Source organism: Nonomuraea sp. NPDC004186, from assembly GCF_053603495.1.
The window spans coordinates 66,879-90,546 of the sequence record NZ_JBSGFQ010000017.1; the positions used below are offsets into that span (position 1 = coordinate 66,879).

At 69.2% G+C, this 23,668-nt stretch carries 25 protein-coding genes and 1 pseudogene; 13 read left to right on the plus strand and 13 right to left on the minus strand.

The genetic code is table 11. The features are described 5' to 3' along the window. Positions 1 to 38: 38 nt before the first annotated feature. Positions 39 to 2,837 (plus strand): ATP-binding protein, encoded by a 2,799-nt coding sequence (locus tag ACWEPL_RS16470; RefSeq protein WP_452436631.1) that lies wholly within the window; start codon positions 39 to 41, stop codon positions 2,835 to 2,837. Between the two features lie 30 nt (positions 2,838 to 2,867). Here the strand turns inward: ACWEPL_RS16470 and ACWEPL_RS16475 are convergent, their stop codons facing one another. The 3 genes and pseudogenes from ACWEPL_RS16475 to ACWEPL_RS16485 form a co-directional block, all read right to left on the minus strand. Further along, positions 2,868 to 3,077 carry a helix-turn-helix domain-containing protein gene (locus tag ACWEPL_RS16475; RefSeq protein ID WP_452436632.1) on the minus strand — a complete coding sequence of 70 codons (210 nt, stop codon included), beginning with the start codon at positions 3,075 to 3,077 and terminating at the stop codon, positions 2,868 to 2,870. A gap of 150 nt (positions 3,078 to 3,227) precedes the next feature. Further along, positions 3,228 to 3,347 (minus strand): annotated as a pseudogene (locus ACWEPL_RS16480) (recombinase family protein); the annotation flags it as partial. Positions 3,348 to 3,366: 19 nt separating this feature from the next. Beyond that, a complete protein-coding gene (locus ACWEPL_RS16485) occupies positions 3,367 to 4,380 on the minus strand; it encodes a helix-turn-helix transcriptional regulator (protein WP_452436633.1) in 1,014 nt (337 codons plus the stop codon). 186 nt (positions 4,381 to 4,566) lie between these two features. Between ACWEPL_RS16485 and ACWEPL_RS16490 the strand changes: the two genes are divergently transcribed. Next, on the plus strand, positions 4,567 to 5,004 hold the full coding sequence (locus tag ACWEPL_RS16490) for a carboxymuconolactone decarboxylase family protein (RefSeq protein WP_363980377.1): 438 nt from the start codon (positions 4,567 to 4,569) through the stop codon (positions 5,002 to 5,004). 128 nt (positions 5,005 to 5,132) lie between these two features. Then, on the plus strand, positions 5,133 to 5,780 hold the full coding sequence (locus ACWEPL_RS16495; protein ID WP_452436634.1) for a YdeI/OmpD-associated family protein: 648 nt from the start codon (positions 5,133 to 5,135) through the stop codon (positions 5,778 to 5,780). Between the two features lie 163 nt (positions 5,781 to 5,943). On the opposite strand, the gene ACWEPL_RS16500 is transcribed toward ACWEPL_RS16495, so the two are convergent. Next, positions 5,944 to 6,117: a hypothetical protein gene (locus ACWEPL_RS16500; RefSeq protein ID WP_452436635.1), complete on the minus strand. Its 174-nt coding sequence runs from the start codon at positions 6,115 to 6,117 to the stop codon at positions 5,944 to 5,946. 258 nt (positions 6,118 to 6,375) lie between these two features. On the opposite strand from ACWEPL_RS16500, the gene ACWEPL_RS16505 reads away from it, so the two are divergent. After that, complete coding sequence (locus ACWEPL_RS16505; RefSeq protein WP_452436636.1) at positions 6,376 to 7,125, plus strand: hypothetical protein; 750 nt, start codon at positions 6,376 to 6,378, stop codon at positions 7,123 to 7,125. A gap of 20 nt (positions 7,126 to 7,145) precedes the next feature. Here the strand turns inward: ACWEPL_RS16505 and ACWEPL_RS16510 are convergent, their stop codons facing one another. Continuing rightward, entirely contained in the window at positions 7,146 to 7,535 is a 390-nt protein-coding gene (locus ACWEPL_RS16510; RefSeq protein ID WP_452436637.1) for a cupin, read from the minus strand. Between the two features lie 38 nt (positions 7,536 to 7,573). Beyond that, positions 7,574 to 9,016 carry an MFS transporter gene (locus tag ACWEPL_RS16515; RefSeq protein ID WP_452436638.1) on the minus strand — a complete coding sequence of 481 codons (1,443 nt, stop codon included), beginning with the start codon at positions 9,014 to 9,016 and terminating at the stop codon, positions 7,574 to 7,576. A 433-nt stretch (positions 9,017 to 9,449) separates the two neighbouring features. Between ACWEPL_RS16515 and ACWEPL_RS16520 the strand changes: the two genes are divergently transcribed. Genes ACWEPL_RS16520 through ACWEPL_RS16535 form a run of 4 tightly spaced genes read left to right on the plus strand, consistent with a single transcriptional unit; the run spans position 9,450 to position 10,911 of the window. After that, positions 9,450 to 9,866, plus strand: coding sequence for a hypothetical protein (locus tag ACWEPL_RS16520; RefSeq protein WP_452436639.1), 417 nt, complete (start codon positions 9,450 to 9,452; stop codon positions 9,864 to 9,866). 6 nt (positions 9,867 to 9,872) lie between these two features. Beyond that, positions 9,873 to 10,385: a hypothetical protein gene (locus ACWEPL_RS16525; RefSeq protein ID WP_452436640.1), complete on the plus strand. Its 513-nt coding sequence runs from the start codon at positions 9,873 to 9,875 to the stop codon at positions 10,383 to 10,385. After that, positions 10,370 to 10,696: a hypothetical protein gene (locus ACWEPL_RS16530; protein ID WP_452436641.1), complete on the plus strand. Its 327-nt coding sequence runs from the start codon at positions 10,370 to 10,372 to the stop codon at positions 10,694 to 10,696. The genes ACWEPL_RS16525 and ACWEPL_RS16530 overlap by 16 nt, the downstream gene beginning before the upstream one ends. A 23-nt stretch (positions 10,697 to 10,719) precedes the next feature. Then, positions 10,720 to 10,911, plus strand: a complete 192-nt coding sequence (locus tag ACWEPL_RS16535) for a hypothetical protein (RefSeq protein ID WP_452436642.1) — start codon at positions 10,720 to 10,722, stop codon at positions 10,909 to 10,911. 315 nt (positions 10,912 to 11,226) lie between these two features. Here ACWEPL_RS16535 and ACWEPL_RS16540 read toward each other — a convergent pair whose 3' ends face one another. The 3 genes from ACWEPL_RS16540 to ACWEPL_RS16550 form a co-directional block, all read right to left on the minus strand. Next, positions 11,227 to 11,421, minus strand: a complete 195-nt coding sequence (locus ACWEPL_RS16540; RefSeq protein WP_452436643.1) for a ferredoxin — start codon at positions 11,419 to 11,421, stop codon at positions 11,227 to 11,229. Positions 11,422 to 11,459: 38 nt separating this feature from the next. Continuing rightward, positions 11,460 to 12,635 (minus strand): cytochrome P450, encoded by a 1,176-nt coding sequence (locus ACWEPL_RS16545; RefSeq protein WP_452436644.1) that lies wholly within the window; start codon positions 12,633 to 12,635, stop codon positions 11,460 to 11,462. A 135-nt stretch (positions 12,636 to 12,770) separates the two neighbouring features. Beyond that, positions 12,771 to 13,736, minus strand: coding sequence for a ketopantoate reductase family protein (locus tag ACWEPL_RS16550; RefSeq protein WP_363980354.1), 966 nt, complete (start codon positions 13,734 to 13,736; stop codon positions 12,771 to 12,773). A 90-nt stretch (positions 13,737 to 13,826) separates the two neighbouring features. Between ACWEPL_RS16550 and ACWEPL_RS16555 the strand changes: the two genes are divergently transcribed. From ACWEPL_RS16555 to ACWEPL_RS16565, 3 genes are all read left to right on the plus strand, one after another. After that, positions 13,827 to 14,396: a TetR/AcrR family transcriptional regulator gene (locus ACWEPL_RS16555; protein WP_363980351.1), complete on the plus strand. Its 570-nt coding sequence runs from the start codon at positions 13,827 to 13,829 to the stop codon at positions 14,394 to 14,396. A gap of 777 nt (positions 14,397 to 15,173) precedes the next feature. After that, on the plus strand, positions 15,174 to 16,088 hold the full coding sequence (locus ACWEPL_RS16560; protein WP_452436645.1) for a ketopantoate reductase family protein: 915 nt from the start codon (positions 15,174 to 15,176) through the stop codon (positions 16,086 to 16,088). After that, positions 16,085 to 16,441 (plus strand): ArsR/SmtB family transcription factor, encoded by a 357-nt coding sequence (locus tag ACWEPL_RS16565; protein WP_363980343.1) that lies wholly within the window; start codon positions 16,085 to 16,087, stop codon positions 16,439 to 16,441. Before ACWEPL_RS16560 ends, ACWEPL_RS16565 begins: the two co-directional genes overlap by 4 nt. Positions 16,442 to 16,694: 253 nt before the next feature. On the opposite strand, the gene ACWEPL_RS16570 is transcribed toward ACWEPL_RS16565, so the two are convergent. From ACWEPL_RS16570 to ACWEPL_RS16585, 4 genes are all read right to left on the minus strand, one after another. After that, positions 16,695 to 17,210 (minus strand): SLC13 family permease, encoded by a 516-nt coding sequence (locus tag ACWEPL_RS16570; RefSeq protein ID WP_452436646.1) that lies wholly within the window; start codon positions 17,208 to 17,210, stop codon positions 16,695 to 16,697. Then, a complete protein-coding gene (locus tag ACWEPL_RS16575; RefSeq protein WP_363980340.1) occupies positions 17,207 to 17,527 on the minus strand; it encodes a CBS domain-containing protein in 321 nt (106 codons plus the stop codon). Before ACWEPL_RS16575 ends, ACWEPL_RS16570 begins: the two co-directional genes overlap by 4 nt. A gap of 398 nt (positions 17,528 to 17,925) precedes the next feature. Beyond that, complete coding sequence (locus ACWEPL_RS16580) at positions 17,926 to 18,399, minus strand: hypothetical protein (protein WP_452436647.1); 474 nt, start codon at positions 18,397 to 18,399, stop codon at positions 17,926 to 17,928. Positions 18,400 to 19,146: 747 nt separating this feature from the next. Then, positions 19,147 to 19,536, minus strand: a complete 390-nt coding sequence (locus ACWEPL_RS16585) for a hypothetical protein (protein ID WP_363980334.1) — start codon at positions 19,534 to 19,536, stop codon at positions 19,147 to 19,149. A 596-nt stretch (positions 19,537 to 20,132) separates the two neighbouring features. On the opposite strand from ACWEPL_RS16585, the gene recD2 reads away from it, so the two are divergent. Further along, positions 20,133 to 22,337, plus strand: a complete 2,205-nt coding sequence (gene recD2, locus ACWEPL_RS16590; RefSeq protein ID WP_363980331.1) for an SF1B family DNA helicase RecD2 — start codon at positions 20,133 to 20,135, stop codon at positions 22,335 to 22,337. A 167-nt stretch (positions 22,338 to 22,504) separates the two neighbouring features. Next, entirely contained in the window at positions 22,505 to 23,668 is a 1,164-nt protein-coding gene (locus ACWEPL_RS16595) for an Ig-like domain-containing protein (protein WP_452436648.1), read from the plus strand.

Here is a 23,668-nt window from a genome sequence, read left to right on the forward strand (position 1 = left end):
CGGATTGGAGCGCGGAGGGGATGCGGCAAACTGGGACGGTGGTGGCAGGAGCGGACATCTCACCTCGGGAGGCCGAGGTGCTGGAACTGGTCGGGGCGCATCTCAGCAACGCCGAGATCGGGGCGCGGTTGTGCATCTCGGTGCGTACCGTGGAAAGTCACGTCTCCTCGCTGCTGCGCAAGCTGGAGGCGCCGGATCGGCGGGCGCTCGCCCAGTGCGCCCCCGAGCCGGCCGGTGCGGGCCCGTCTCATCCGGCGCCGGTTCTGCCGGCCCCGCTGACCTCGTTCATCGGCCGGGATAGCGAGCGGGCCGAGCTGACCGAGATGATCAAGGCACACCGTCAGGTGACCGCGGTCGGTCCCGGCGGAGTGGGCAAGACCCGGCTCGCGTTGGCGATGGCCGCGGAGGCGGCCGATGAGTACGCCGATGGGGTGTGGTTCGTCGACCTGGTCCCGGTCACCGATCCGGGCATGATCGCCACTGCGGTCGCCGGGGCGCTCGGACTCGGTGAGCAGCCCGGCCGCGACATGACCGCGTCCGCGGTCGCCGCGCTGGCCGACCGTCATGCGCTGCTGGTGCTGGACAACTGCGAGCACGTGGCGGACGGGGTGGCGCTGTTTCTCGAGCGGTTGCTGGCGACGTGCCCTCGGGTGACGGCGCTGGCGACCAGCCGGGCACGGCTGATGGTGCCGTTCGAACGGGTGTATCCGGTCCCGCCCCTGTCCCTGGACGTCGACGCGGTGGCGTTGTTCATGGAGCGGGCGGCGGCGGTCGGCTGGCCGCTGGATCCTCCGCTGCGCGACCAGATCGCCTCGATCTGCGAGCGGCTGGACGGGATGGCACTGGCGATCGAGCTGGCCGCCGCCCGGTATCCCACGCTCGGGCTGGACGGCATCACCGCCGCCCTGTCCCACCCGCTGCGGATGCTCACCGGCGGCTCCCGTGCCGATGAACGGCACCGTTCGGTGCGGGCGGCGCTGGACTGGAGCCATGCCCTGCTGGAGCCGGCCGACCGGGCGCTGCTGCGCCGGGTGTCAGTGTTCGTGGCGCCGTTCACCGCTGCAGCGGCCGCGGAGGTAGCCGGGTCCGAGGAAGGCCTCGTCGCCGACGGACTGGGCCGCCTCGCCGAACAGAGCCTGCTGGTGGTGACCGCGTCCCCGGGTGGGACGGAGTACCGGGCGTTGGAGACCATCCGCCAGTACGGCACCGAGCGGCTCGTCGAGGCCGGTGAGCTGGTCGACGCTCGATCCCGGCACCTTCGCTGGTGCCTGGCCAAGGCCGCCGGCCTGGCGGTGGTACGAGCGGACTGGCGGACCCGGTTCGACCTGGTGGCCGACGACCTCCGGGCGGCGCTTGCGTGGGCGGCAGACCGCCCGGAGCAGCGCACGGAAGCGTACGATCTTGCCCGGCACCTGGCGGAGCTGACCTTCACCCGTCACCTGACCGGCGAGTCCCAGCAGCGCTATGAGCAGGCGGCCGCGCTCGCGACCGAGCCCGCCGCCAGCGCGTCGATGCTCCGGCAGGCAGCGGCTGTGGCCGGCTGCCGGACGGTCGGTGATGACATGTACCGTCTCCGCCGTGCGGCCGCGGATACCGCCCGCAGCTCCGGCGACAGCGCCGGCGCCGCCGCCGACCTGGCTACTGCCGCAACTATCGCGTTCCGGTTCTCGACCACGTTCGTGCGGCTCCCGCCCCGGGAGGAGACGTTCGCACTGATCACCGAGGCGCGAGAGCCGGCAGGCGACGATCCGGCCGCGCAGGCCGCGGTGGCACTGGCCGAGGCCGCGGTGCTCACCGACGCGTTCGGCGCCGCCCAGGGCCCGCCCGGCAACGCCGTACCGGAGACGATCGCGCGAGCCGAGCGCGCGGTCGAGCTCGCCCGCCGGACCGGCGACCCGCTCGCCGAGTCGGCCGCACTCGACGCGCTCACCGGAGCGCAGAGCTGGGCCGGTGACACGTCCGCCACCGCGGCCACGGCCCGGTGCCGCATCACGCTCCTGTCGCCCCTGCCGATCTCGCCGGCCGGCACCCACGAACTGATCGACGCGCTCGGCATCGTCACCGAGGCCAGCCTCGGCGCGGGGGATGTGTCAGGCGCCCGCCGATGGGCACGCCAACTGGCCGACCATCCGTCGCTGGCGGAGGTCGGTCACCGCGCAACGTGTCGGCTGCTGATGGTCGACGCGCTGATGGGCAACGTCGATGAGGTGCTCACCGGCAGCGTCCGGTTCCTCGACGCGTGGCGGCGGGCAGGCAGCCCTGCCCGGTCGCTTCTCCGCCCGGCGGTGGCCGCTGTGGCGATGATCCACGGCCTCCGCGACGACCAGGCCGCCCGACGCGATTGGCAGGAGGTCCTGGATCAGCTCGGCACCTCAAAGGAGCATACTTACGGCTACGGGGCCGTCTTCGACGTGATACTCCTGCTGCACCGCGGGCAGGCACCGAAGGCGCTGGAGCGGATGGCCCCCGAACCCAGGCAGGTGTGGAAGTGGGTCACCTGGATCTGGCACCACTGGTACGTCGCGCTACGCACCGAGGCCGCCGTGCTCGCCGCGAGCCCCGACGCCCGCGACCGTCTGGCCGAGGCCCGGACCATCGTGGCCGACAACCCGGTCGCCAACGCCATGGTGGAGCGGGCCCAAGCGCTGCTCGACAATGACCAGGAGCGGTTGCTATCTGCGGCAGACGCGTTTGACACCGCTGGCTGCCACTACCAGTCCGCACGGACCATGGTGCTCGCCGGCGGCGACCACGCCGCCCGCGGCGCGGCCGCGCTGGCCGATCTTGGCCTCGCCCCGATGACCCTGCCCGACAAACTCGTGATGACCTCAGAGTGACAGCCGCCGAGGCCGGCCAGATCACCTGCGCTAACGCGGAATCTCAGCATCCGTCGTCCCCGTCGTCTTGGTGCGGTCGAGGACGCGGTAGACGGTGGCGCGACCGATGGAGAAGACCCCCATGAGATCGGCGATGGTGTGGCCGCCGGTGGCGTGCATCCGCACCAGCTCGGCTTGCTGACGGACGGTGAGCCTGGGCTGTTCGCCCTTGAGCTTGCCGCGGGAGCAAGCGATGGCCATGCCCTCGCGGGGTGCGCATCTTCAGCAGATCGGCTTCGAACTCCGCGAACACGGCCAGCATGTTGAAGAACATCTTCGACATGGGATCGGCGGGGTCGTAGATGCTCCCGCCCAGAGACAGGCGGACACCCGGGCGACCAAGGTGTCGCCAACGTCGCGGGCGTCGGGGACCGAGCGTGCGAACCGGTCGAGTTTCGGGACCAGTAGGGTGTCGCCGACGCGTACGGCCGCGAGGGCCTGGTCGAGGCCGGGGCGCCTCGATGGAGACAGTCAGGATTGCAGTCGCACTTCATGGTGGCTGGCAACATCCGTCACTGCAGGTAGCCGTGTCAGCTATCGGCGGGTGTTTGTGCCACTGGTTGTCCTTGAGGAGTTGTTCTGTGCGGGTGAGGAATGCCTGGCGGACCTCTTCTGGGTGCAGTATCCGGAGTGGTCGGCCGAGGCTGAGCAGGTAGCGGGCCAGGCCGTCGGCGTCTGGCCCGCCGATGTCGATGATCGTGGCGTCATCGCCGTCCGGGTGGTGGACGCCGACCGTTGGTGGTACCAGCCTGCGGGCCTCATCGGCCGGTACGGCCAGGCGGATGGTCACCCGCACCGGGTAGGGCCTCAGCGCGACGCCCGTGCTGACCATCTGTGCCGGATCTGGCGGGTCGGGCAGGGCAGTGGCCTGCCCGGTGGCTGTGGCATCGATGATGCGATCGGTACGGAAGGTGCGCCAGTCCTGCCGCGTCAGGTCGTAGGCGAGGAGATACCAGCGGCGGCCGGTGTAGATGAGCCGGTAGGGGTCCACTCGGCGGGTGGACGTCGTTCCGGCCCGGTCGCGGTAGGTCAACTGGGTGCGTTCGCCTCGCCGGCACGCGGTGGCCAGGTCGAGCAGCAGCGCGGGGGAGATCTGGCTGTCGTCGGGGCGTGCAGTGTGGGCGAACGCGGCGTCCAGCTCGCCGAGCCGGTCGGCGATCCTGGCCGGCAGCACCTGGCGTAGTTTCAGCAGTGCCGACAGGGCTGCCTGGTCGCTGCCGGAGACTCCGCTGAAGGCGGCGGTGCGCAGCCCGACAGCGACCGCGAGGGCCTCCTCCTCGTCAAGGATCAGTGGCGGAATGCTGGTTCCAGGCCCGAGGTGGTAGCCGCCCCACGGGCCCATCTCCGATTCGATGCCGTAGCCGAGTTCACGTAGCCGGGCGATGTCCCGGCGAACCGTCCGTTCGGTGATCTCCAGCTGGGCGGAAAGATCAGCGCACGTCCAGGACCGCCGCGTTGACAGCAAAGACAGCAGCCGCAGCAGCCGTGCCGAGGTGTTGACCACGGCTAACAGTCTGCTCGATAACCAGGACCGTTTCTGACCGGGTCATACCGTAACGTCGCCGGCATGACCGAGAACTCCTCGGCCGAAAAGTCCATTACGACGACGATGACCTCCGCCAAGGTGCGTCAGATGACGGGCCCGGATGGGCGCACGTAACCGACGAGGGCAGGACCCATGGAAGCACGCATGAAGAGCGTGGCGAATCCCGACGTGATCACAGCGATCCAGCATCTCCACAAGGCGATTCACGCCGGTGGCGTCGACCCGCTCGTGCTCGAGCTGGTCCATCTGCGGGCCAGCCAGATCAACGGCTGCAGCCCGTGTGTGTTCGCCGGCGTCCAGTCGGCGAAGAAGCATGGAGAGACCGAGGAGCGGCTGCACAACGTGGTCGCCTGGCGCGAGACCCCGTTCTTCACCGAGGAGGAGCGGGCAGCGCTCGCGCTGACCGAGGCCGCCACCCGGATCCAGGACGGCGCGCCGGGCGTGACCGACGAGATCTGGGACGCTGCTGCCACCCACTTCGACGAGAACCAGATGTCCGCGATCATCCTGAACATCGCAATCACCAACTTCTTCAACCGGATCAACCACACGATCCGGGAGCAGGCCGGCAAGACCTGGTGAAGGCGGGCGGGCGTCATCCGTCCAGAGGCCACGGTGGCGACATGGCGAAGGACGTGATCGGCCGGCTCCACCGCTGACCGATCCAGCGCCGCTTCCGGCAGGCCCCCGTCCTGGGCTCCCACCTTCGGGTGACCGCCGACAACCATCCCTTTGATGATCACCAGGGGCACATGACGATGAGCGACGAACTACTGGAACTGACCGTTACCGATGCCCGAGCCTGGCGGGAGTGGCTCAGCGGGCACCACGACAGCTCGGCAGGGGTGTGGCTGGTCCTCGCCAAGCAGAACACGACCCGGCCCACCAGCCTGACCTATGACCAGGCGCTCGACGAAGCCCTGTGCCACGGCTGGATCGATGGTCGGCTACGACGGCGCGATGAGATCACCTTCTGCCGGCGCTTCACTCCTCGCGGAAGGCAAAGTCCCTGGTCAGCGCGGAACGTTTCCATCGTCACCCGTCTGATCAGCGAGGGCCGGATGCATCCGGCCGGAATGACCGAGGTCGAACGCGCCAAGGCCGACGGCCGCTGGGACACGGCCTACGCGGGACAAGCCGGCATCGAGGTACCAGCCGACCTGGCCGCCGCATTGGCCGCGAACCCCCAGGCACAAGCGATGTTCGACATCCTCACCTCCCAAAACCGCTACGCCGTTCTCTATCGGATCGCGAACGCCAAACGCGCCGAGACCCGAGCCCGCCGTATCACCCAGTTCGTTGACATGCTCGCCCGCGGCGAGGCGATCCACCCACAAAAGCGCGCCCTCGGCAGTTGAATGCGGGCCCACTCCTGTCCCCGCCTCGCTCCTCCAAGCGGCCGGGCGCAAGGGGCGCCAGCCGCCTCCGTCGAGTTTGGCGAGCTCGGCTTCGACGTCGACGGTGATGACGCCGAAGAAGTTGACGTTCTCGCTGTGGGCCGGGGAGATGTGGGCCGGCAGCTCACGGCCACCGGCGCGCAGGTTTTGACGGCGAGTGGTAGTACTCGGTCGTCCACGTGATGACCGCGTTGGTCAGCACCGTCAGGCACCACGCTTGGTCGGTCTGGTCGGCAAGGTGCGGCGTGGTGATGGTGCCCTGCCGGGCGTAGGGGAGTTTCCCCTTGAGCGTGGACACCGATATCACCGTGACCGGTCTGACACCGCGGCGCTGCGCGTCGAGATCAGGCCACCGCGCGAGCGTTCGTCTTCGATGAGCCGACCGGGACGAGCTGATCGCGTACGGGCCGCTGCTGTCCGACGACAGCGCCACCTGGCTCGGTACGGCGCTGCTGGTCCGGGCGCCGGACCCGGACGTGGCCCGCGCCATCGAGGTGCACGACTGGGAGTTCGGCGGGCGGCGGTGATGAGCACGTGACCGTTTTAGGGTGGCGTCATGCTCGTACTGGGGATCGAGGTGCCGGACGACCTGCTCCAACGGTGGCTCGGGTGGTTCGCGCCGCCGGTGCAGCCCTTCGTCATCCCGCCCGATCTCGCCGGCTCCCTCGATCTCGAGGATGACCGGGACCGGCTCACGCCCGAGGTCAGGGACACCTTCTACCTCTACGGCCTGGGTTCGTCGGCGCTCGTGTGGCTGACCGAGGCCGGCGCGCGCCGGCTGCCGGCCTCGGTCAGGCGCAGCCAGCCCGCGCCGCACCGCTGGCCCGGCTCGATCGCCGGGCGTGAGGTCGAGACGGTCGTCGCGTACGTCGAGAAGGGGCGCCGCCCCAGCCGGCACGGCGACGTCGCCCCCGCCACGTGGGACGCCATCGCCTGCGCGCTGCCCGGAGCGCGGGACCTCGCCGGGACCTTCCCCACCCGGAGCGGCCCGAACTGCTTCGGCACGGTGATGGCGGCCTGCGGCGCCGAGGGCGCGGAGGAGAGGTGGATGCTCCGCGAGCCGTTCGAGGGCTGGCTCGCGGAGCACACCGCGAAGGGAGGGCATGACGACGAGCCGGGGACCGTCCTGGTCTGGCGGGGTGCCGATGGAGCCGCGCAGCACGCCGCGGTCACCCTCGGGGACGGCTGGGCGCTTCACAAACCCTCGCAGGGCTGGATGAGCCCGACGAAGGTCCTCGCCTCGCAAGACCTGAAGCACAGCGCCCGAGCCGGCGGACAGCGCCTGCACCGACGCCACCTTCGGTGACTTCGCCACCCCGACCTGGCCTAGGCTTCGGTGCGCTTCTCCAGCCGGCTGCCCCGCGGCAGGGTGACGGCCATGATGTTGCTGGGGATGTCCAGCTCGATGCGGTGCCATCGGCCGCGCGGGACGATGGCGGCGGTCCCGGCTGTCAGCCTGATCTCCTCCTCCTGCTGCCCCGGCCGCTCCGGCCGCAGGTAGAGGCGGATCTTCCCGACGAGGCAGGACACGACCTCCTCGGCCTCGGGATGGACCTCCCAGTGGTCGGCGTGGACGTCGGCGCCGGTCTTGGCGTGGAAGGCCGTCAGCTGCCAGCCGTCCTGGTCGGTGTCCATGGTCGCCTTCCCGGCGTGGATCTTGCCGCCTTGGCGCAGGTGAACGGAGGACGCGAAGAGATCGATCGGGTTCACAGACATGCCGAGACGCCCCTTTTCTGCGGTGGGTGGATCGCCGGTCAATCCCGGGCGGAGAGCGGAACGCGGTCATCGGCCTGCTCGGCCCGTGCGGGCGGGCCGGTCCGGCGCAGGACCGTGAGCGCGATGAGGACGGCGCCGAGCAGGAGGACGGCGCCGAGGCTCAGGCCGAGCGCGTAACCGTCGTTGAGGGTCTCGGGCGTGACGGCGCGGCCGGTGCGGTTGTGCGCGACGGTGCCGAGGGCGGCCAGCCCGAGTGAGGCGCCGATCTGGCGTGAGCTGTTGAGCAGGCCGGAGGCGGTGCCGGTTTCGCGTGCCGCGACGCCGACGGTCGCGGTGGAGACGACCGGTCCGAGGCAGAGCCCGAAGCCGACGCTGGCGACGATCGAGGGTCCCAGGACGTCGGTGACGAAGGCGCCGTCCGGGCTGATCATGCCGAACCAGGCGAACCCGGCCGCCGTCAGCAGCCCGCCGACGACCAGAAGGGTACGTGGCGCGAGCCGGTAGCCGAGTTTGACGGCCAGTACGGATCCGGCGACCACGCCCAGCGCGAACGGCAGGAACTCGACCCCGGCCAGGGCCGGCCCCGTCCCGAGCACGCGTTGCAGGTACAGGGACGCGAAGTAGAAGGCCGCGGCCATGGCCGCCCCGACCAGGAGGTTGTAGGCGTTCGCGCCGGCGACCGAGCGGTTGGCGAACAGGCCGAGCCGGATCAGCGGTTCGCGGGCCGTGGTCCGCTCGACGAGGACGAACGCGGCCAGCAGCACGGCGGCGACCGCCAACGTCGCCACGGTGACCGGCGAACTCCACGCGTACCGGTCGGTGCGGACGATGCCGAACACCAGCAGCATCATGCCCGCCGTGGCCAGGACCGCGCCGAGCACATCCGGACGGGCGGCGCCCACCGCAGGCGGCCCCGCGGCCACGGCCCGCCAGGTCAGCGCCAGCGCGCAGGCGGCCATGGGCACGCTCACGAACATCACCCAGCGCCAGCCGGCGTACTCGGTCAGGACGCCGCCGATCAGGACGCCGAGCGCGCCCCCGGCGGCGTTCGTCGCGCTCCAGATCCCGAAGGCGCGCACGCGTTCCTTGCCCGCGGGGAACGTCGTGGTCAGCAGCGCCAGCGCGGCCGGAGCCAGGGCGGCGGCCCCGATGCCCTGCGCGGCCCGGGCGGCGACCAGCTGACCGGGTTCCTGGGCGAAGCCGCCGGCGAGCGAGGCCAGGCCGAACAGGGCGAGCCCGAGCAGCAGGACCGGCTTGCGGCCGTAGCGGTCGGCGGCCTTGCCGCCCAGCAGGAGCAGCCCGCCGAAGGTGAGCGCGTAGGCGTGGATCACCCAGGTCAGGCCCACCGCGCTGAATCCGAGGCCGGCGGCGATCTGCGGAAGCCCGACGTTCACGACCGACAGATCCAGCGACACCATGAACTGCACGACGGCCACCGCGGCGAGGGTGAGCCCCGGCCGGGCACCCGGCTCGGCGGGCACGCTTCGGCCTGCTGATCGTCTACTGGTCAACGCGGCTCAGTCCTTTGAGCCGGCGGGGTCGTCACGGTTCGGACCCGGCTGCGCGGCGGCGATGCGGGCGGGGAGCCCGCAGGATGTATGGGCTGGGGTTGTCATGACCGCAATCGTCGTTCAACTGCTGCTCGGGGGCGTCCTGCAAGCGAAGTCATCTGCCGCTACCGCCCCGGGACCAGCAACCGACCGGACTACGCCGCCGGGAGTAGTCGCCGCCACAGCACCGCCGGGCGCGCTGGACGCGGCGCTTCGGTTGCCCCGCCCCCACCCCCGATGCGGACGGGAGGCCCACATAAGCCCAAAGCCCACATTGGGATGATCTTGGAGCAGGTAGAGGGAGGTGTTCGCGATGGTTGAGGTCGAGTGTTGCCACGGACAATGCCCTATTATCTGGCGCATCGTGCAGCTGCCCGCCGGGAAGGCGCTCACCGTCCGCGATGCCGCGGACGCCTTCCTCGACGCGCTCGGCAACCCGAACACGGTGCGGAACTACGCGATCGGGGTCGGCAAGACCGCCGAACGGGTCGGCGAGGGCCGGCCGTTCGGGCAGGTCGCGGACGAGGAGATCGGCGAGGCCCTCGAAGCGCTGTGGGGCTCGACGGCGGTGAACACCTGGAACGCCCGCCGGGCGGCGGTGCTGTCCTGGCTCGCCTGGTGCGCCGAGCGCGGCTTCGACGGCCCGGAGGTGCCGGCCGGGGCCAAGCGCTTGACCCCGCCGGACTCCGAGACGCCGGCGCGCTCGAAGAGGGCGATCGACCGACTGATCGCCCGCCGCGAGGTGCACCTGCGGGAGAAGTGCTTCTACCGGATGCTGTAGGAGACCGTGGCGCGGGCGGAGGAGATCCTGCCGCTGAACATCGAGGACCTGGACTTCGCCGGCCGCCGCGCGCTGGTGAAGGCCAAAGGCGCGCGGTCCAAAGCCCGCCGCCGCGGCCAGGCCCGCGAGGATTTTGTGCTGGAGCCCACCCCGTTCATCCCCGCCGATGGCGACCAGCCCTGGGACTTCACCGCCCGCCAGTTCCGCCGCACACTGGCCTGGCACATCGCGCACCAGCCCTTCGGCGTCGTTGCCGGAGCCCGGCAGTACCACCACGCCAAACTGGCCATGTTCGAGGGCTACGCCGGCACCTCGGCGTCCGGATCCGCCGCCGAGGAGGCGGTGGCGATGCTCGACTACGTCGAAGACCTCACCGGGATTGGAACGACGGCGCCCGCTCCGGCGGCGGCGCGTCCCGGCGGATCGACGGCGAGTTCGAGCGCGTGCGTCGCGAACTCGGCGACCTGCCCGGCATCGTGTCGGACGAGCCCCGGCTGCGCACCATGTTGGAGCACCTGACGAAAATCCTGCACCCCGGCGTGCTCAACGACTGCTTCTTCAACGCTGCCACCGCGGTGTGCGTCAAGCGCGCCACCGTGCTCGGACGGCCCGTGCCGCAGCACAACATGTGCCTGCGCTGTCCGAACGCACGCCGCTCCAGCGTGCATCGGCCGCGCTTGGTCGCAGCCCGCGACCAAGCCCAGCAGCTGTACACCATCACCACCAAGGCGAGCCCCGTGCCAAAGCTCCAGGAGCTCGCACTCACCGGGTACCTCACCGAGTTGGACCAGCTGATCGCCGAACTCGACACCCCAGGCGGTGACCAGTGACTCGCGCGGCCACCCAGACTCGGTTGGAGCAGGCCCTGACCCGCCTGCTGGCCGGCCAACCGACAGGAAGCGACGGGGCCTTGACCATTTCCAGCCTGTGCCGCGAAGCTGGCGTCGGTCGCGACTCCTACTACCGGTCGCCACAACAGTTCAAGGACACCGTCGCGGCCGCGTTCGTCCGCTGCGGAGCACAACAACCCGAACTGGTGGCCTGAAAGAGGACCGCCGCACTCAAGCGCGAAAAGAAGCAGATCGTCCAGGAGAACGCACGCGCCGTTCGCGAGCTGGAGAACACCCAACCGGATCCAGGTCCTCACGCTGCGAAATGCCGAACTGGACGACCAGTTCCGCCGACACGCCGGCCATGACGCCAGCGTGATCCCAGTCGGGCCGAGGCACACTGTCACACGGCAGTGACGACCTGGTGCCGCATCGTGCGAGTTCGCCCTGTTTGGGCGAAGACGCGCCGTTCAGCGTCCCACACCGATCAGCGTGATCGTTTCAGGCTGTGAGGCCATCCACGGATTGACTCACTCCTCCAGGGAGAGGGTCTGGCCAGGGCACACGCGCGCCGCTGCGCGGGCCTTCTCGACCAGCTCGCCCTCCGGCGTCTCGTTCAGCACGATGATTGTGCCGTCGTCCTGGCTCTGGTCGAACAGCGCGGGCTCAGTGAGCACACACTGTCCGGCACCGACGCACCTGCCCGTGTCCGCGATGATTTTCATGGCCCTCTCCTCCTGAGATGGGGATGGCAGTTGGCCCTCTACCAGGTCACCGGGAGCTGGTAGAGGCCATAGATGTTCGCGTCGTCCTTGAACGGCAGCTCGTCGATATCCATCGCCAGCTCCAGGCTGGGGACGCGGCCGAACAGCGTGTCGAACACGATCTGTAGCTCCATCCGAGCCAAGTTCTGGCCCAGACACTGGTGCGGCCCGAAACCGAACGCAACGTGATGGCGCGCGCCGCGCTCGATGTCGAGCTCGTCCGGGTTCTCGAACGCCCGCGGGTCCCGGTTGGCCGAATAACCGAGCGCCAGCACTCCTTCGCCGGCGCGGATCAGCTGCCCGCCGACCTCGATATCCTCGACGCACAGCCGGGCCGTCGCCACATCGATGATCGTGAAGTACCGCAGCATCTCCTCGACCGCGTTGAGCGTTTTGCCCGGGTCGGCCTTGATCATCGCGAGTTGCTCCGGGTTCCGCAGGAACGCCACGGTCGACAGCGAGATCATGTTCGCCGTCGTCTCGTGGCCGGCCACGAGCAGCAGGAAGCCCATGCCGGCCAGCGACGTCCTCCGGTAGGTGCCGTCCGCGCGCAGCTTGACGATCTGCCGCCCGAGCAGGTCGTCCGGTGGGTTCTCTTCCTTCTCCGCGATGAGGTCGGCCATGTAGCCCTGGATGGCCTCCATCGCCGCCCACCGCTCCTCGGGCGGCGTCGACTGCTTGATCACCTTCACCGTGTGCTCCTGGAAGAACTCATGGTCGGCGTAGGGCACACCCAGCATCTCGCAGATCACCAGTGACGGAACCGGCAGCGACAGCGAGTCCACCAGGTCACCGGGCCGCGGCCCGGCCAGCAGCGTGTCGATCTGCTCGTCGACGATCTCCTGGATCCGCGGCCGCAGCGCCTCCGACCGGCGCACCGTGAACTCGCCGAGTGCGGCCTTGCGCGTCGGCCCGTGCTCGGGCGCGTCCATCGCGATCAGCATGCGCTCCTCGTCCGGCCGCCGGGACGCCGCCTCGCCCTTGACCAGCTGCGGGAAGTCCGAATGCTGCCGGTCGGCGCTGAACCGCCGGTCGTTCAACACGGTTCGCACGTCTTCGTGGCGGCTGACCACCCAGGCCCACCCGCCGTCGGGCAGACGAACCCGCGAGACCGGCTCTCCTTCGCGGATCTCTTCGTACGCCGGCGGCGGCCTGAACGGGCACGTACGGGCCATGGAGGCGCTAGAGGCTGGACAGCGAAAAGCCGTGTGTGAACGGCAGTTGCTCGACCGGTGCGACCGGGTCTGGCTCTGGGATGCGGCGGACCAAGGAGCCGCAACGAACCACCGGGACCGACGACATCGGTAAATTCAGACTCGACCCGTCCCCTCGCGGGCGAAGTTCGGTTCGGCCGCTTCCAGTCGCGGTACCGAGATGCCCAACCGTCGTGCTTCGGCCAGGGTGTCCCGGCAGACCTCGCGCGGCTCCTCGGCGTCGGGGTCGGAGTGCGCCGTGAGGCTCACGCGCGCGGGCGCGACATGAGCAGTCAGCCAGGCGAGCACGGGTGCCGTCAGCCAGGTGGGCGCCCGGAACAGCAGCACACCGCCCCGGTGCCGTCGCAGGTCGAGGCCGCGCGCCTGGAGGAGCGGCAGCAGTTCGCGGCCGGCCAGCAGCGCCTCGCGCAGGTCGCCCGTGGCCCCGGCCAGTTTGGACAGGGAACCCAGCCGCAGGCCCTGCGAGAACATGCCGGCATCCGACGCGAAATGGACCCACAGCCAGCCGCGGAAGTCAGACCGCTCCTTGATCCGGAGCCCGGCCTCGCGAAACGCCTGGCGTACGGCCCGTTCCCGGTCGGTCGGGGGCTGGCCGAGTGTGCCGAAGATGACCGACGGCAGCAGTGCCCCGTGGAGCACGCCGTCCGCGCCGAAACCGCCACCGGCCTGGGGAAAGCCCCAGGCGATCTGGTCGAGCGGGAGTGCGCCGATCGCGGCCGGCGGCTCGGTCCAGATGTTGCCGAAGATCAGCACCGTGGCCTGGCCGACACGCGGGGCCAGGAAGGCCGTCGCGCCCGCGAGGCGGTGGTGCGGCACGCTGAGCACGATCAGGTCGAAGCCGTGGTCCGGCTCCAGCGCCTCGCGGTAGCGCACCGGCCACTTCTCGGCGACGCGCTGCCCCCACACTCGGCGCCGCGTATCGAACAGGTCGAGGTCCACCGTGTCCCCGTACGTCGCCGCGCGACCCGGTCGGACGTAGAACTCGACGTCATGTCCCGCCTGTTGCAGGGCCCAGCCGTAGACAGTGGCGATCACGCCTCGGCCGAACATCAGGATCTTCACGCTGCACCTCGTGGGGTACGATCGATTTGGAGGCCATCTCCACTTTCCAAAATATGGAGGTCATCTCCACTTGTCAACGCGAGGTAGCGCATGACCGCCGACAAGCCGCTGCGGGCCGACGCCCGGCGCAAGCGCGAGGCCCTGCTCGCCACCGCCCGGGAGGTGTTCGACGCCGGAGACTTCTTCGACCTGCGCTTCGACGACTTCGCCCGCCTGGCCGGGGTGGGCACCGGCACGCTGTACCGCCACTTCCCCACCCGGGAGGCACTGGCCGAGGCGGTCTACCACGGGGAAGTCGCCGCGCTGTGCGACCGCGCCCGCCAGCTACAGGCCACGCTGCCCGCAGCGGAGGCTTTGGCGACCTTCCTACGCGGCATGGTCGACCACATAGATGCCCACGAGGGTCTGGCCCGGACGCTGGCCACGCTCATGGCCGATCGCTCGGGTGTCCTCGCCGAGGGCAGCCGGGCGCTGGAGCAGGCTGTCACCGACCTGGTGGCCGCCGCCGTGCGGGACGGCACGGTTCGCGACGACGTGGATGCCGGGGCCGTGATGATGGCGCTGCACGGCATCGGTGCGGCCCATGACCGCCCCGACTGGCGGGCCGAAGCCGACGGCGTCATCACCCTCGTGCTGGACGGGCTGCGCCGCCCGCTATAACAAGGTGCGACACGAGGTCGCATGCTGCGAGCGAGGGATCCGGGTCCGGCGAAGATGCGGTCCGGGTGGTCACCCGGCTGATGCCGGCTACACCTGTGAAGTTTCAGGATGTGTGCGAGAGCGATGAGGGCGCGGCTCTGCCAGTTCTGACGCTCTTGTCGAAATCCGCCTACGTCGCCGAAGGTGACACTGGTCTAACCCTGTGTAGCAAGCTGTGGTGCGACAGCTTCGTGTCTGCGACACCCTGCCTGTTGACATAACCACTGCGTATCTGGCGGGTGTGCGCGGGCCGGATCACCTTGTACTTGGCGTACTGCACGGGGCACGGCGTGGACTGGTCGAGCCTGCCGCAGTGGATGGCGATGATGCGGTAGCTGGTGGACGAGCCGATGCGGCCCCGCTCACGCAGGCCGGGAGCGACGGCGCGCTACCGCAGCGAAGACACCGCGAACAAAATCATGGGGACGGTCGGCGAGTTCCTGCCTGAGAGTGACGATGTAGCTGTTCTTGGCACCGTATCCCGCCGCCACGGGGACGAAGCCCTTCGCCGGCACCAGCGGTCGCTTGCCGTCCGGCGGCGCCGCGACCGGCTGTGGCGTCCTCTGCCGTACGGCCTGCGCCGACGGGTGGCGGTTACGGGCGCCGTCGCCGGTCGGATGGTCAGCGGTGGACGCGTTGGCGGGGAGCGAGACGAGGGCTAACGCCGCGACCGGCAAGGGCGCCGCGAGTCTGAGATAATGTTCTACATATCCAAATATTTAGATCTATGGAGCAGCGATGTCAAAGGTGCTGATTGTCGGGGCCGGGGCGCTGGGGCAGGTCTTCGGGTTATGGCTGGCCGCAGCCGGGGCCCGGGTCAGCTATCTGGTGAGGCCGGGCCGGGAGAGCTGGGAAGGGGCTTCGCTGTACCGGCTCAGGCGGGGGCGAGCGCCGGTGAGCGAGCGGATTGTGCCGTACGAGGTGATCAGTGAACCGCGCCGCGAACAGTGGGACATGGTGTGGCTCTGCGTGGATTCGCCCGCGTTGCGGGGCGAGTGGACGCGTGCGCTGCATGCGGCGGCCGGAGCGGCGACGGTGGTCACCATCGGCCAGGACCCGGGCGATCTGAGCACCCTCGCCCGGGTCTGGCCACAGGAGCAGATCGTCCAGGTGGCCCCGACGCTGCTCGCCTACCAGGCGCCGCTGGAGCGAGAGGTCCCCGCGCCGGGGGTGGCGTACTGGGTGCCACCCGGTTCGGCGGTGGGCGTCACCGGAGCGCGCGCCCCGCAGGTCGTCGCCGCGCTTCAGGCCGGTGGCGTGCGGGCCAAGCGGGTGACGCGGGCCGGTGCGGGGGAGCTCGCCGCCGCCCGCATGATCCCCTACATCGCCGAGTTGGAGGCCTCCGGCTGGAGGCTGCCCGCGTCGAGCACACGGTTGCGGGGCGCTACCGCGTCCGTCCGGGAGGCCGTCGCCGTGGTCTCCGCTCAGCACGGGCTGCGCGCTCCCGTCTCCGTCCCGTCCTGGGCCGTGGGCTTGGCGTTGCGCGTGCTGCCATGGCTGCTCCCCTTCGACCTGCGCAGCTACCTGGAGACGCATTTCACGAAGGTGAGCGCGCAGACGCGGCTGATGCTGGACGGCTGGATCGCCGAAGGCGCCGCCAGGACGCTGCCGGTCGGCCATCTGTCCGCTCTGCGTAACTCCTTGCCCGCATGAGCGGCTCAATCGAGGCCCAGGACGTCCTCGCGCTGTTCGCGCGGACCCGGCCGCTGTTCACCGCCCTGGGGGATGAGCGCAGGCAGGAGATCGTCGTCTTCCTCCTGGAGTCCGCGGCCCCACGCAGCGTCGGTGACATCGCCGCGCACCTGGAGCTGTCCCAGCCCGCCACCTCCCACCATCTCAAGATCTTGCGCGATGCGGATCTGCTGACGGTACGGCGCAACGGCGCCCTGCGCCTGTACGACCTCAACGCCAAGGCCTACCCGGACCTCCTGACCCCGATGCGCGACCTCATCACGTTGATCATCTCTTGTGCTTCCGGCCCGGAGGAACAGCCGAGCAGCCAGTAGCGACATGCGCCGATCATCATGTTGACCGGCTGGGTACAGGCATGGTCGCCGTGCGGGCGACCCGCGCCCGAGTTGCGGGCCAGGTCCCGTCACCGGCACCTGGCCGGCCTCGGCCGCTACGTCCCCCTTGGACAAGGGGACCTCCGCCCGCATCACCGCCGACCACGACCCCGCGCCACGATGACGGCGACGCAGCGGCCGACCAGGCCCCAGCGCCGACATCGACTCCAACCGGCAGCGTTGCAGCATGCCTTCAACGCCGGTCAACATGCCTTACGTGCCTGACAAGATCGTCTAGCTTTGACCTGCGAGAACGGGCCAACAACCCAAGATAACGATTGTTGAGCTGCCCGCGGCGGCCGTGGAAGATCTTCCGGGCCAGGTCGTGGCGGCCCTCCTGAAGGTTGGCCTGGGTCTTGATCTGCCGCCGGTTGGAGGCCAGCGCCTCGGCGGTGATCACCACCAGCAACACCATCAGCCGGTACGGCCGGCCGCGCGCCCGCTTGGCCGCCCAGATCGCCAGGTACTCGAACACGCCTGTCTGCTTGAGCACGCTGACGATCACCATCATGCCCAGGAGCAGGAAGATGACGTTCCAGTCGACGCCGGTCTGCTCGGAGAAGAGCGCCGCACCCGCGTCACTGGCGTGGATGGGCAGCATCAGACCGGCGCCGCCGAGCGGGGCGGCGACCCGGTGGATGCGTTCCGTGGCGATCAGCGCGTAGGCGCCGAGGAAGACCGCGACCGACAGCCAGGCCAGCACGCTCACGGGGCCAGCAGGCCGTCCAACAGCGCCTGGAGGGTGACCGCGCCCAGGAGACGGCTCCCGCTGACGATCGCGACCAGCGGGCTGTGGGTGCGCGCCATCAGCGCGGCCAGTTCCAGCGCGGTTGCATCCGGGTCGATGACCGGGAGCTCCCGCGGCCGGGCAGGCAGGGCTTCGCGCACGGCCCGGTCTCTCAGCGAGGTGAGGAAGGCATCAGCGTGCCGTTCGTCGACCACGTGCGCGAGCGCCGGATCGTCCCCGCAACAGCCGGGGACAGCCAGGCGCAGCACCTGGGTGCCGGGCAGGCAGGCCCGACCCATCAACGACGATCACACCGGGCAGGTCCTGCTCGGCCAGCAGCCGAGGGGCTTCGATCACTGCAGTGTCCAAGGTGACCGCGGGGAAGTCGGTGAGCAGGTCGCGAGCGCGCACGGCGGGCGCCTTTCCGGGATGGACGGCAGAAATTGCTGACCGGACTTCCCGGCGCACCTGTAGGCAACCTATCGACGAGTGTCAAGGTCGGCGACAGCGGCGTGCTTGTGTTCAAGCCTCGGCCTGCCCGAAACGCAGCGGCAGGTCAATGGCCCGTTGCGACGATGGCCTCTCGCCGGGATCGACTTTGCGCAGCGGGTTTTGGGAGGCCGCTTATCCCTCGAAGGGGACGGGGGATAAGCGGCCGCCAACGAGCGGTGAGGCACTTTGTGGCGTGTTCAGTGCCTCAGCGTGACTGCTCGGGCTGAATAAGGAGCTTTCCGTCCTTGGCGGTCAGCGACGCGCCCGCGCAGAGAGGATCACTTAATGGCAATGCCCTCACGTCCCAGCCAATAGTTGGTTCGGGGAACCAGACCCATCTCTCCCCTCGGATGACCTGTGGGTCCGCCAGATCCTCCGGAGCTGGAGGGTTCTGCTCGGTCCCCCGGAGCCATTGGCGGAATCTTCCGCAGTATCCCGGTCCGATGTAGATGCCGTCAGTGTGCCGGTAGCCCGAAAAGAGCCCGGCTGGAATCAGCTCATCATATTTACCGCTTCGGTAAGCCAGATTAGTATTGAAATTTCTGACCTGGATGGCGCCGACCCAGACCGTGCCGGTATTATGGACCTCGTTGTCCGTTGGCGAGGCTGCCGATGCGGGGGGCGTCAGACCAGCCAGGAGTGCGGCCGCCAGGGCAGCCGTGGGCACCCATTTCTTCATTTTCCCTCTTTCGCCTTGTGATTTCCTGCTGGATCTTTCTGGTGGAATACACGATCCAGGTGAAGTTCCGGCACCTGCGATCCGTGAGGCGCCAGGCTTTCCACCGCTCCAGTGAGGGCTTGCTCTCGCCGGCGGACAACTCACGAACTCGTTGGCGGTGCGATGTCTCCACGCTTGCTCGCTTGCTTCCTCCTTGAGTGTGCAGGCCGCGTTCGGGTTGGTCCTTAAGGCTGAGTGCACGGTCGTTTAGTCTGCGCGCACTGTCGTGTCCTGCCGGTGAAAGCGGTGAGGCGAGACGCCGGAGGCGCTGAAAGCGCGAGAGTGCTGAATCCCCATCAGGGTGTGATCTCGGCGATGGCGAGCAGCCGGCGAGACTGAACTCCTCCAGTCAGATGCTCGCCGACGTCGGCGTGAACACGGTGGCCGGGCTTGATCAGGGCATCACCCGGGCGGCGCGCTGCGAGCGGGCCCCTTCCGAGGACGGCCGCACTCGTTCGACATGAAGGGAACCTCTGCCGCATCCACGACGCTCAAGCCCGGCGTCTACAAGCTCGACGGACGAACCCACCACGGCCTGCAACCTGGTTCGCGCCCCGGGCCATCCCGGAGCCTGCCGCTCCGGCGAGGAGCAGGGGGCAGCGGCCCCGCATCGGCCGTCAGTGGGCGCAGTGCTGCCAGTACCTCGGTCAGGGCTCGGCCGACGGGCCGCCCTCCGGGCCCCGAGCTGCGCAGCGCGCCGTGAGGCCGTCAGGCCGTCCTGGTGGCGGGCACAGTGCCGGGCTCGCCGTCAGACCACTCAACTATGCTGTAGGCGAAGTGGCGGCCGTAGTGGCCGGGCTCTCCCACGCACTGCCACCACGACCCGAGATACTTCCTCTCCTTTGGCTGCGTGGTGTCCCATGCCAGTCTCAGCGCGTTGCAGTTCTCGTCGTTGCTTTCTGCAAGAATCGACTGCGTCGCGAACAGGCCTATAGCGCCCAGAGCAGCGTAGGCGACTGCGATGGCCACCGTCTCATCCACCTCATAATTCTGGGTTTGTTCGGAGGCGGTCTTCTTGACGTGGTTATTCTCGTCTTCAGTCAGGTAGCGCATGGGCGGGGGAAGCGGGACCGGCGTGGGGATCGGGTTCTCGGCCATGTGATCACCATGGCATAGGGGCGTTGCCCCGTCACCATGGCCGCTTCGCGGGCGGCGCCCTTTCCCCGGTCTCCTGCGTCGCACCTCGCTGGGCTGCCGCAAGCGGGGTTCAGAAACACGGCTCGATGCACCTCTGGGAGGACAGGGCCGCGAACCTCGCGCTTTCGGCTGCCCGGTTCAGCGCCGTGCCTTACATGCCCGACAAGATCATCTCGCTCTGACCTGCAAAAAAGGGGCCAAGAACCCAAATAACCATCAAAATCAGTTCAGGCCAGCTTGCTGGCGTGCGCGAGCCCTGCGGCGTTGCTCGCGGATGATGTCCGCCGGCTCCTCGATGGAGCGGCCCCCCGGGGACATAGGCGGCACGGGCGGCCTCTTCGGGGGACAGGGCGTCTCGGCGAGCCCGCGCCTCGGCGAGCTCGCGGATGATGTCCGCCAGGTCCTCGATGGAGCGGCCCCGGGGACGTAGGCGGCGCGGGCGGCACAAGCGGGAAAGTTCTCGAAAGCGCGACCGCCCTGGCATCGCGTGGGGACTCCGTGGCCGCCGGGTAGTTGCTCTAATCTGGGCCCAGAACGGCAGGGGAGTGAGAGTTTACGTGGCGCATGGTCCAGACGGTTCAGTCGTTGTCGCCTTAGACGCCGTCCTCGAACGCATCACCTACGCCAACGAGGAGACCGGCTACACCATCGCCCGCGTCGCCACCGAACGCTCCGGCTCCGATCTGCTCACCGTCGTCGGCCCGCTGCTCGGCGCCCAGGTCGGCGAATCCCTGCGGCTGCTCGGCCGCTGGAGTTCCCACCCCCGCTACGGCCGCCAGTTCGAGGTGCGCTCCTACACCACCGTCCTGCCCGCCACCGTCCAGGGCATCCGCCGCTACCTCGGCTCCGGCCTGATCAAGGGCATCGGCCCCAAGATGGCCGAGCGCATCGTCGACCACTTCGGCACCGACACCCTCGAGGTCATCGAACAGCAGCCGCAGCGCCTGGTCGAAGTCCCGGGCCTGGGGCCCAAGCGGACCAAGATGATCGCCGCCGCCTGGGAGGAACAGAAGATCATCAAAGAGGTGATGATCTTCCTCCAGGGCGTCGGCGTGTCCACCTCGATCGCGGTGCGCATCTTCAAGCAGTACGGCGAATCGTCCATCTCCGTCGTCAAGACCCGCCCGTACCAGCTGGCCGACGACGTGTGGGGGATCGGCTTCAAGACCGCCGACACCATCGCCCAGGCCGTCGGCATCCCCCACGACAGCCCCGAACGCGTCAAAGCCGGCCTGCGCTACACCCTGTCCCAGGCCGCCGACGACGGCCACTGCTACCTGCCCGCCCCCAACCTCGCCGCCGACGCCGTCAAGATCCTCGAAGTGCCCGCCGACCTCGTCACCACCTGCCTCGAAGATCTCATCGAAGCCGAAGGCGCCGTACGCGAGCCCATCCCGGCCGGCGACAACGTCGTACCGGCCGTCTACCTGCCGCCCTTCCACCGCGCCGAGAACTCCCTGGCCTCCGGCCTGCTCTCCCTCCTGCGCTCCGGCCACGACCGGCTCAAGGCCTTCGCCGACGTCGACTGGGAACGCGCCGAGACCTGGCTGCACGGCCAGACCGGCGCCGACCTGGCCGCCGAGCAGCGCCAGGCCGTCCGCCTGGCCCTGACGGAGAAGGTCGCCGTCCTGACCGGCGGGCCCGGCTGCGGCAAGAGCTTCACCGTACGCTCCATCGTCCTGCTGGCCCGCGCCAAACGCGCCAAGGTCATCCTGGCCGCCCCCACCGGCCGCGCCGCCAAACGGCTGGCCGAGCTGACCGGCCACGAGGCCACCACCGTCCACCGGCTGCTGCAGCTGCGCCCCGGCGGCGATGCCACCTTCGACCGCGACAACCCGCTGGACGCCGACCTCGTCGTCGTCGACGAAGCCTCCATGCTCGACCTGCTGCTGGCCAACAAACTCGTCAAGGCCGTCGCGCCGGGCGCGCACCTGCTGTTCGTCGGCGACGTCGACCAGCTGCCCTCGGTCGGGGCCGGCGAGGTCCTCAAAGACCTGCTCGCCGCCGACGACATCCCCCGCGTACGGCTGACGCAGATCTTCCGCCAGGCCCAGGAGTCGGGCGTCGTCGTCAACGCCCACCGCGTCAACACCGGCAACCACCCCATCCTCCAGGGCATGAACGACTTCTTCCTGTTCCCCTGCGAGGAGGCCGAGGACATCGCCGCCCTGACCGTCGACGTCGTCGCCCGCCGCATCCCGCGCCGCTTCGGCCTCGACCCGCGCCGAGACATCCAGGTCCTGGCCCCCATGCACCGCGGCGCCGCCGGCGCCGGCGCACTCAACACCGCCCTGCAGGAAGCCCTCACCCCCGCCCGCGAAGGCATGCCCGAACGCCGCTACGGCGGCCGCGTCTTCCGCGTCGGCGACAAAATCACCCAGCTACGCAACAACTACGACAAAGGCGCCGCCGGGGTGTTCAACGGCACCGTCGGCATCGTCACCGACATCCGGCCCGACGAGCACAAGCTCACCGTCGTCACCGACGAGGACGAGGCCGTCGACTACGCCTTCGACGAACTCGACGAGCTCGCCCACGCCTACGCCGTCTCCATCCACCGCTCCCAGGGCAGCGAATACCCGGCCGTCGTCGTCCCGCTGGCCACCAGCGCCTGGATGATGCTGCAGCGCAACCTCCTCTACACCGCCATCACCAGGGCCAAGAAACTCGTCGTCATCGTCGGCTCCCGCCGCGCCCTGGCCCAGGCCGTCCGCACCAAGGGCGCCGGACGACGGCACACCGGCCTGACCCACCGCCTTTGACGGGTCCCTTTCCCAGGCACAAGTGATTGAAATGTGACCGAACTCTCCCAAATGATTCCTCGTCTTACATGCGTCAGCATTAAGGTTTTTGAGGTGCGTTTGGTGCCGTGGGGGAAAGGACAGTGTTGAACGTTACGCCCGCTTGGAGGAAGCCCGCCACCGCAGTCGTGCTGCTCACCGCAGCCACACTGACGGCCTCGTGTTCATCGGGCACCACCCCCGGTGGCGGCAGCGGGGGAGCGGGCGCGCCCGAAGCCACCACGTCCGCCACCCCCCAGGCCCCCACCGTCAAGATCAGCCCCGCCGAGGGCAGCGGCAAGGTCAGCCCCGAAAAGAAGGTCGTCGTCACCTCCGACGGCGGCGTCCTCGACAACGTCACCGTCGAGGCCTCGGGCGAACAGGTCGAGGGCAAGTACAACGCCGACAAGACCAAGTGGGTCTCCAAGACCGCGCTCAAGCCCTCCACCGACTACACCGTCAACGCCACCGCCGGCGCCACCACGGCCACCAGCACGTTCACCACCGCCAAACCCGAACGTGCGCTGCAGATCGCCGACGTGACCCCCCACGCCAAGGGCGAGACCATCGGCGTCGGCGCCCCCATCATCGTCACCTTCAACCAGCCCGTCACCAGCAAGGCCACCATCGAACGCGCCCTGGAAGTCGAGGCCGAAAAGCCCGTCACCGGCGCCTGGCGCTGGATCAACGACACCGTCGCCATCTACCGCACCGCGAAATACTGGCCCGCCCACCAGAAGGTCACCCTCAACGCCCGCATCACCGGCATCAAGGGCGGCGACGGCCTGTACGGGGTCAAGGACTACTCTGCCACCCTCAAGATCGGCGCCCGGCAGATCAGCAAGGTCGACACCAAAAAGCACATGATGTACGTCTACAAAGACGGCAAACGCGTCCAAACCATGCGTATCAGCGCCGGCATGGCCACCACCCGCGAATACACCACCACCTCCGGCGTCCACCTCACCATGGAACGCGGCAACCCCGTCCGCATGATCTCCCCAGGCCGCAAAAAGGGCGACCCCGGCTACTACGACGTCATGATCGACCACGCCGTCCGCATCTCCAACTCCGGCGAATACGTCCACGCCAAGGACAACGTCTGGGCCCAAGGCGTCCGCAACGTCAGCCACGGATGCCTCAACGCCCGCCCCGACCAGGCCCGATGGTTCTACGACAACTTCCAGCGCGGCGACGTCGTCGACATCACTGGCACCACCCGCGAACTCGAATGGAACAACGGCTGGGGCTTCTGGCAACTGCCGTTCAAGGAGTGGAAGAAGGGCAGCGCCCTGAAGAGCAGCAAGGCCTGA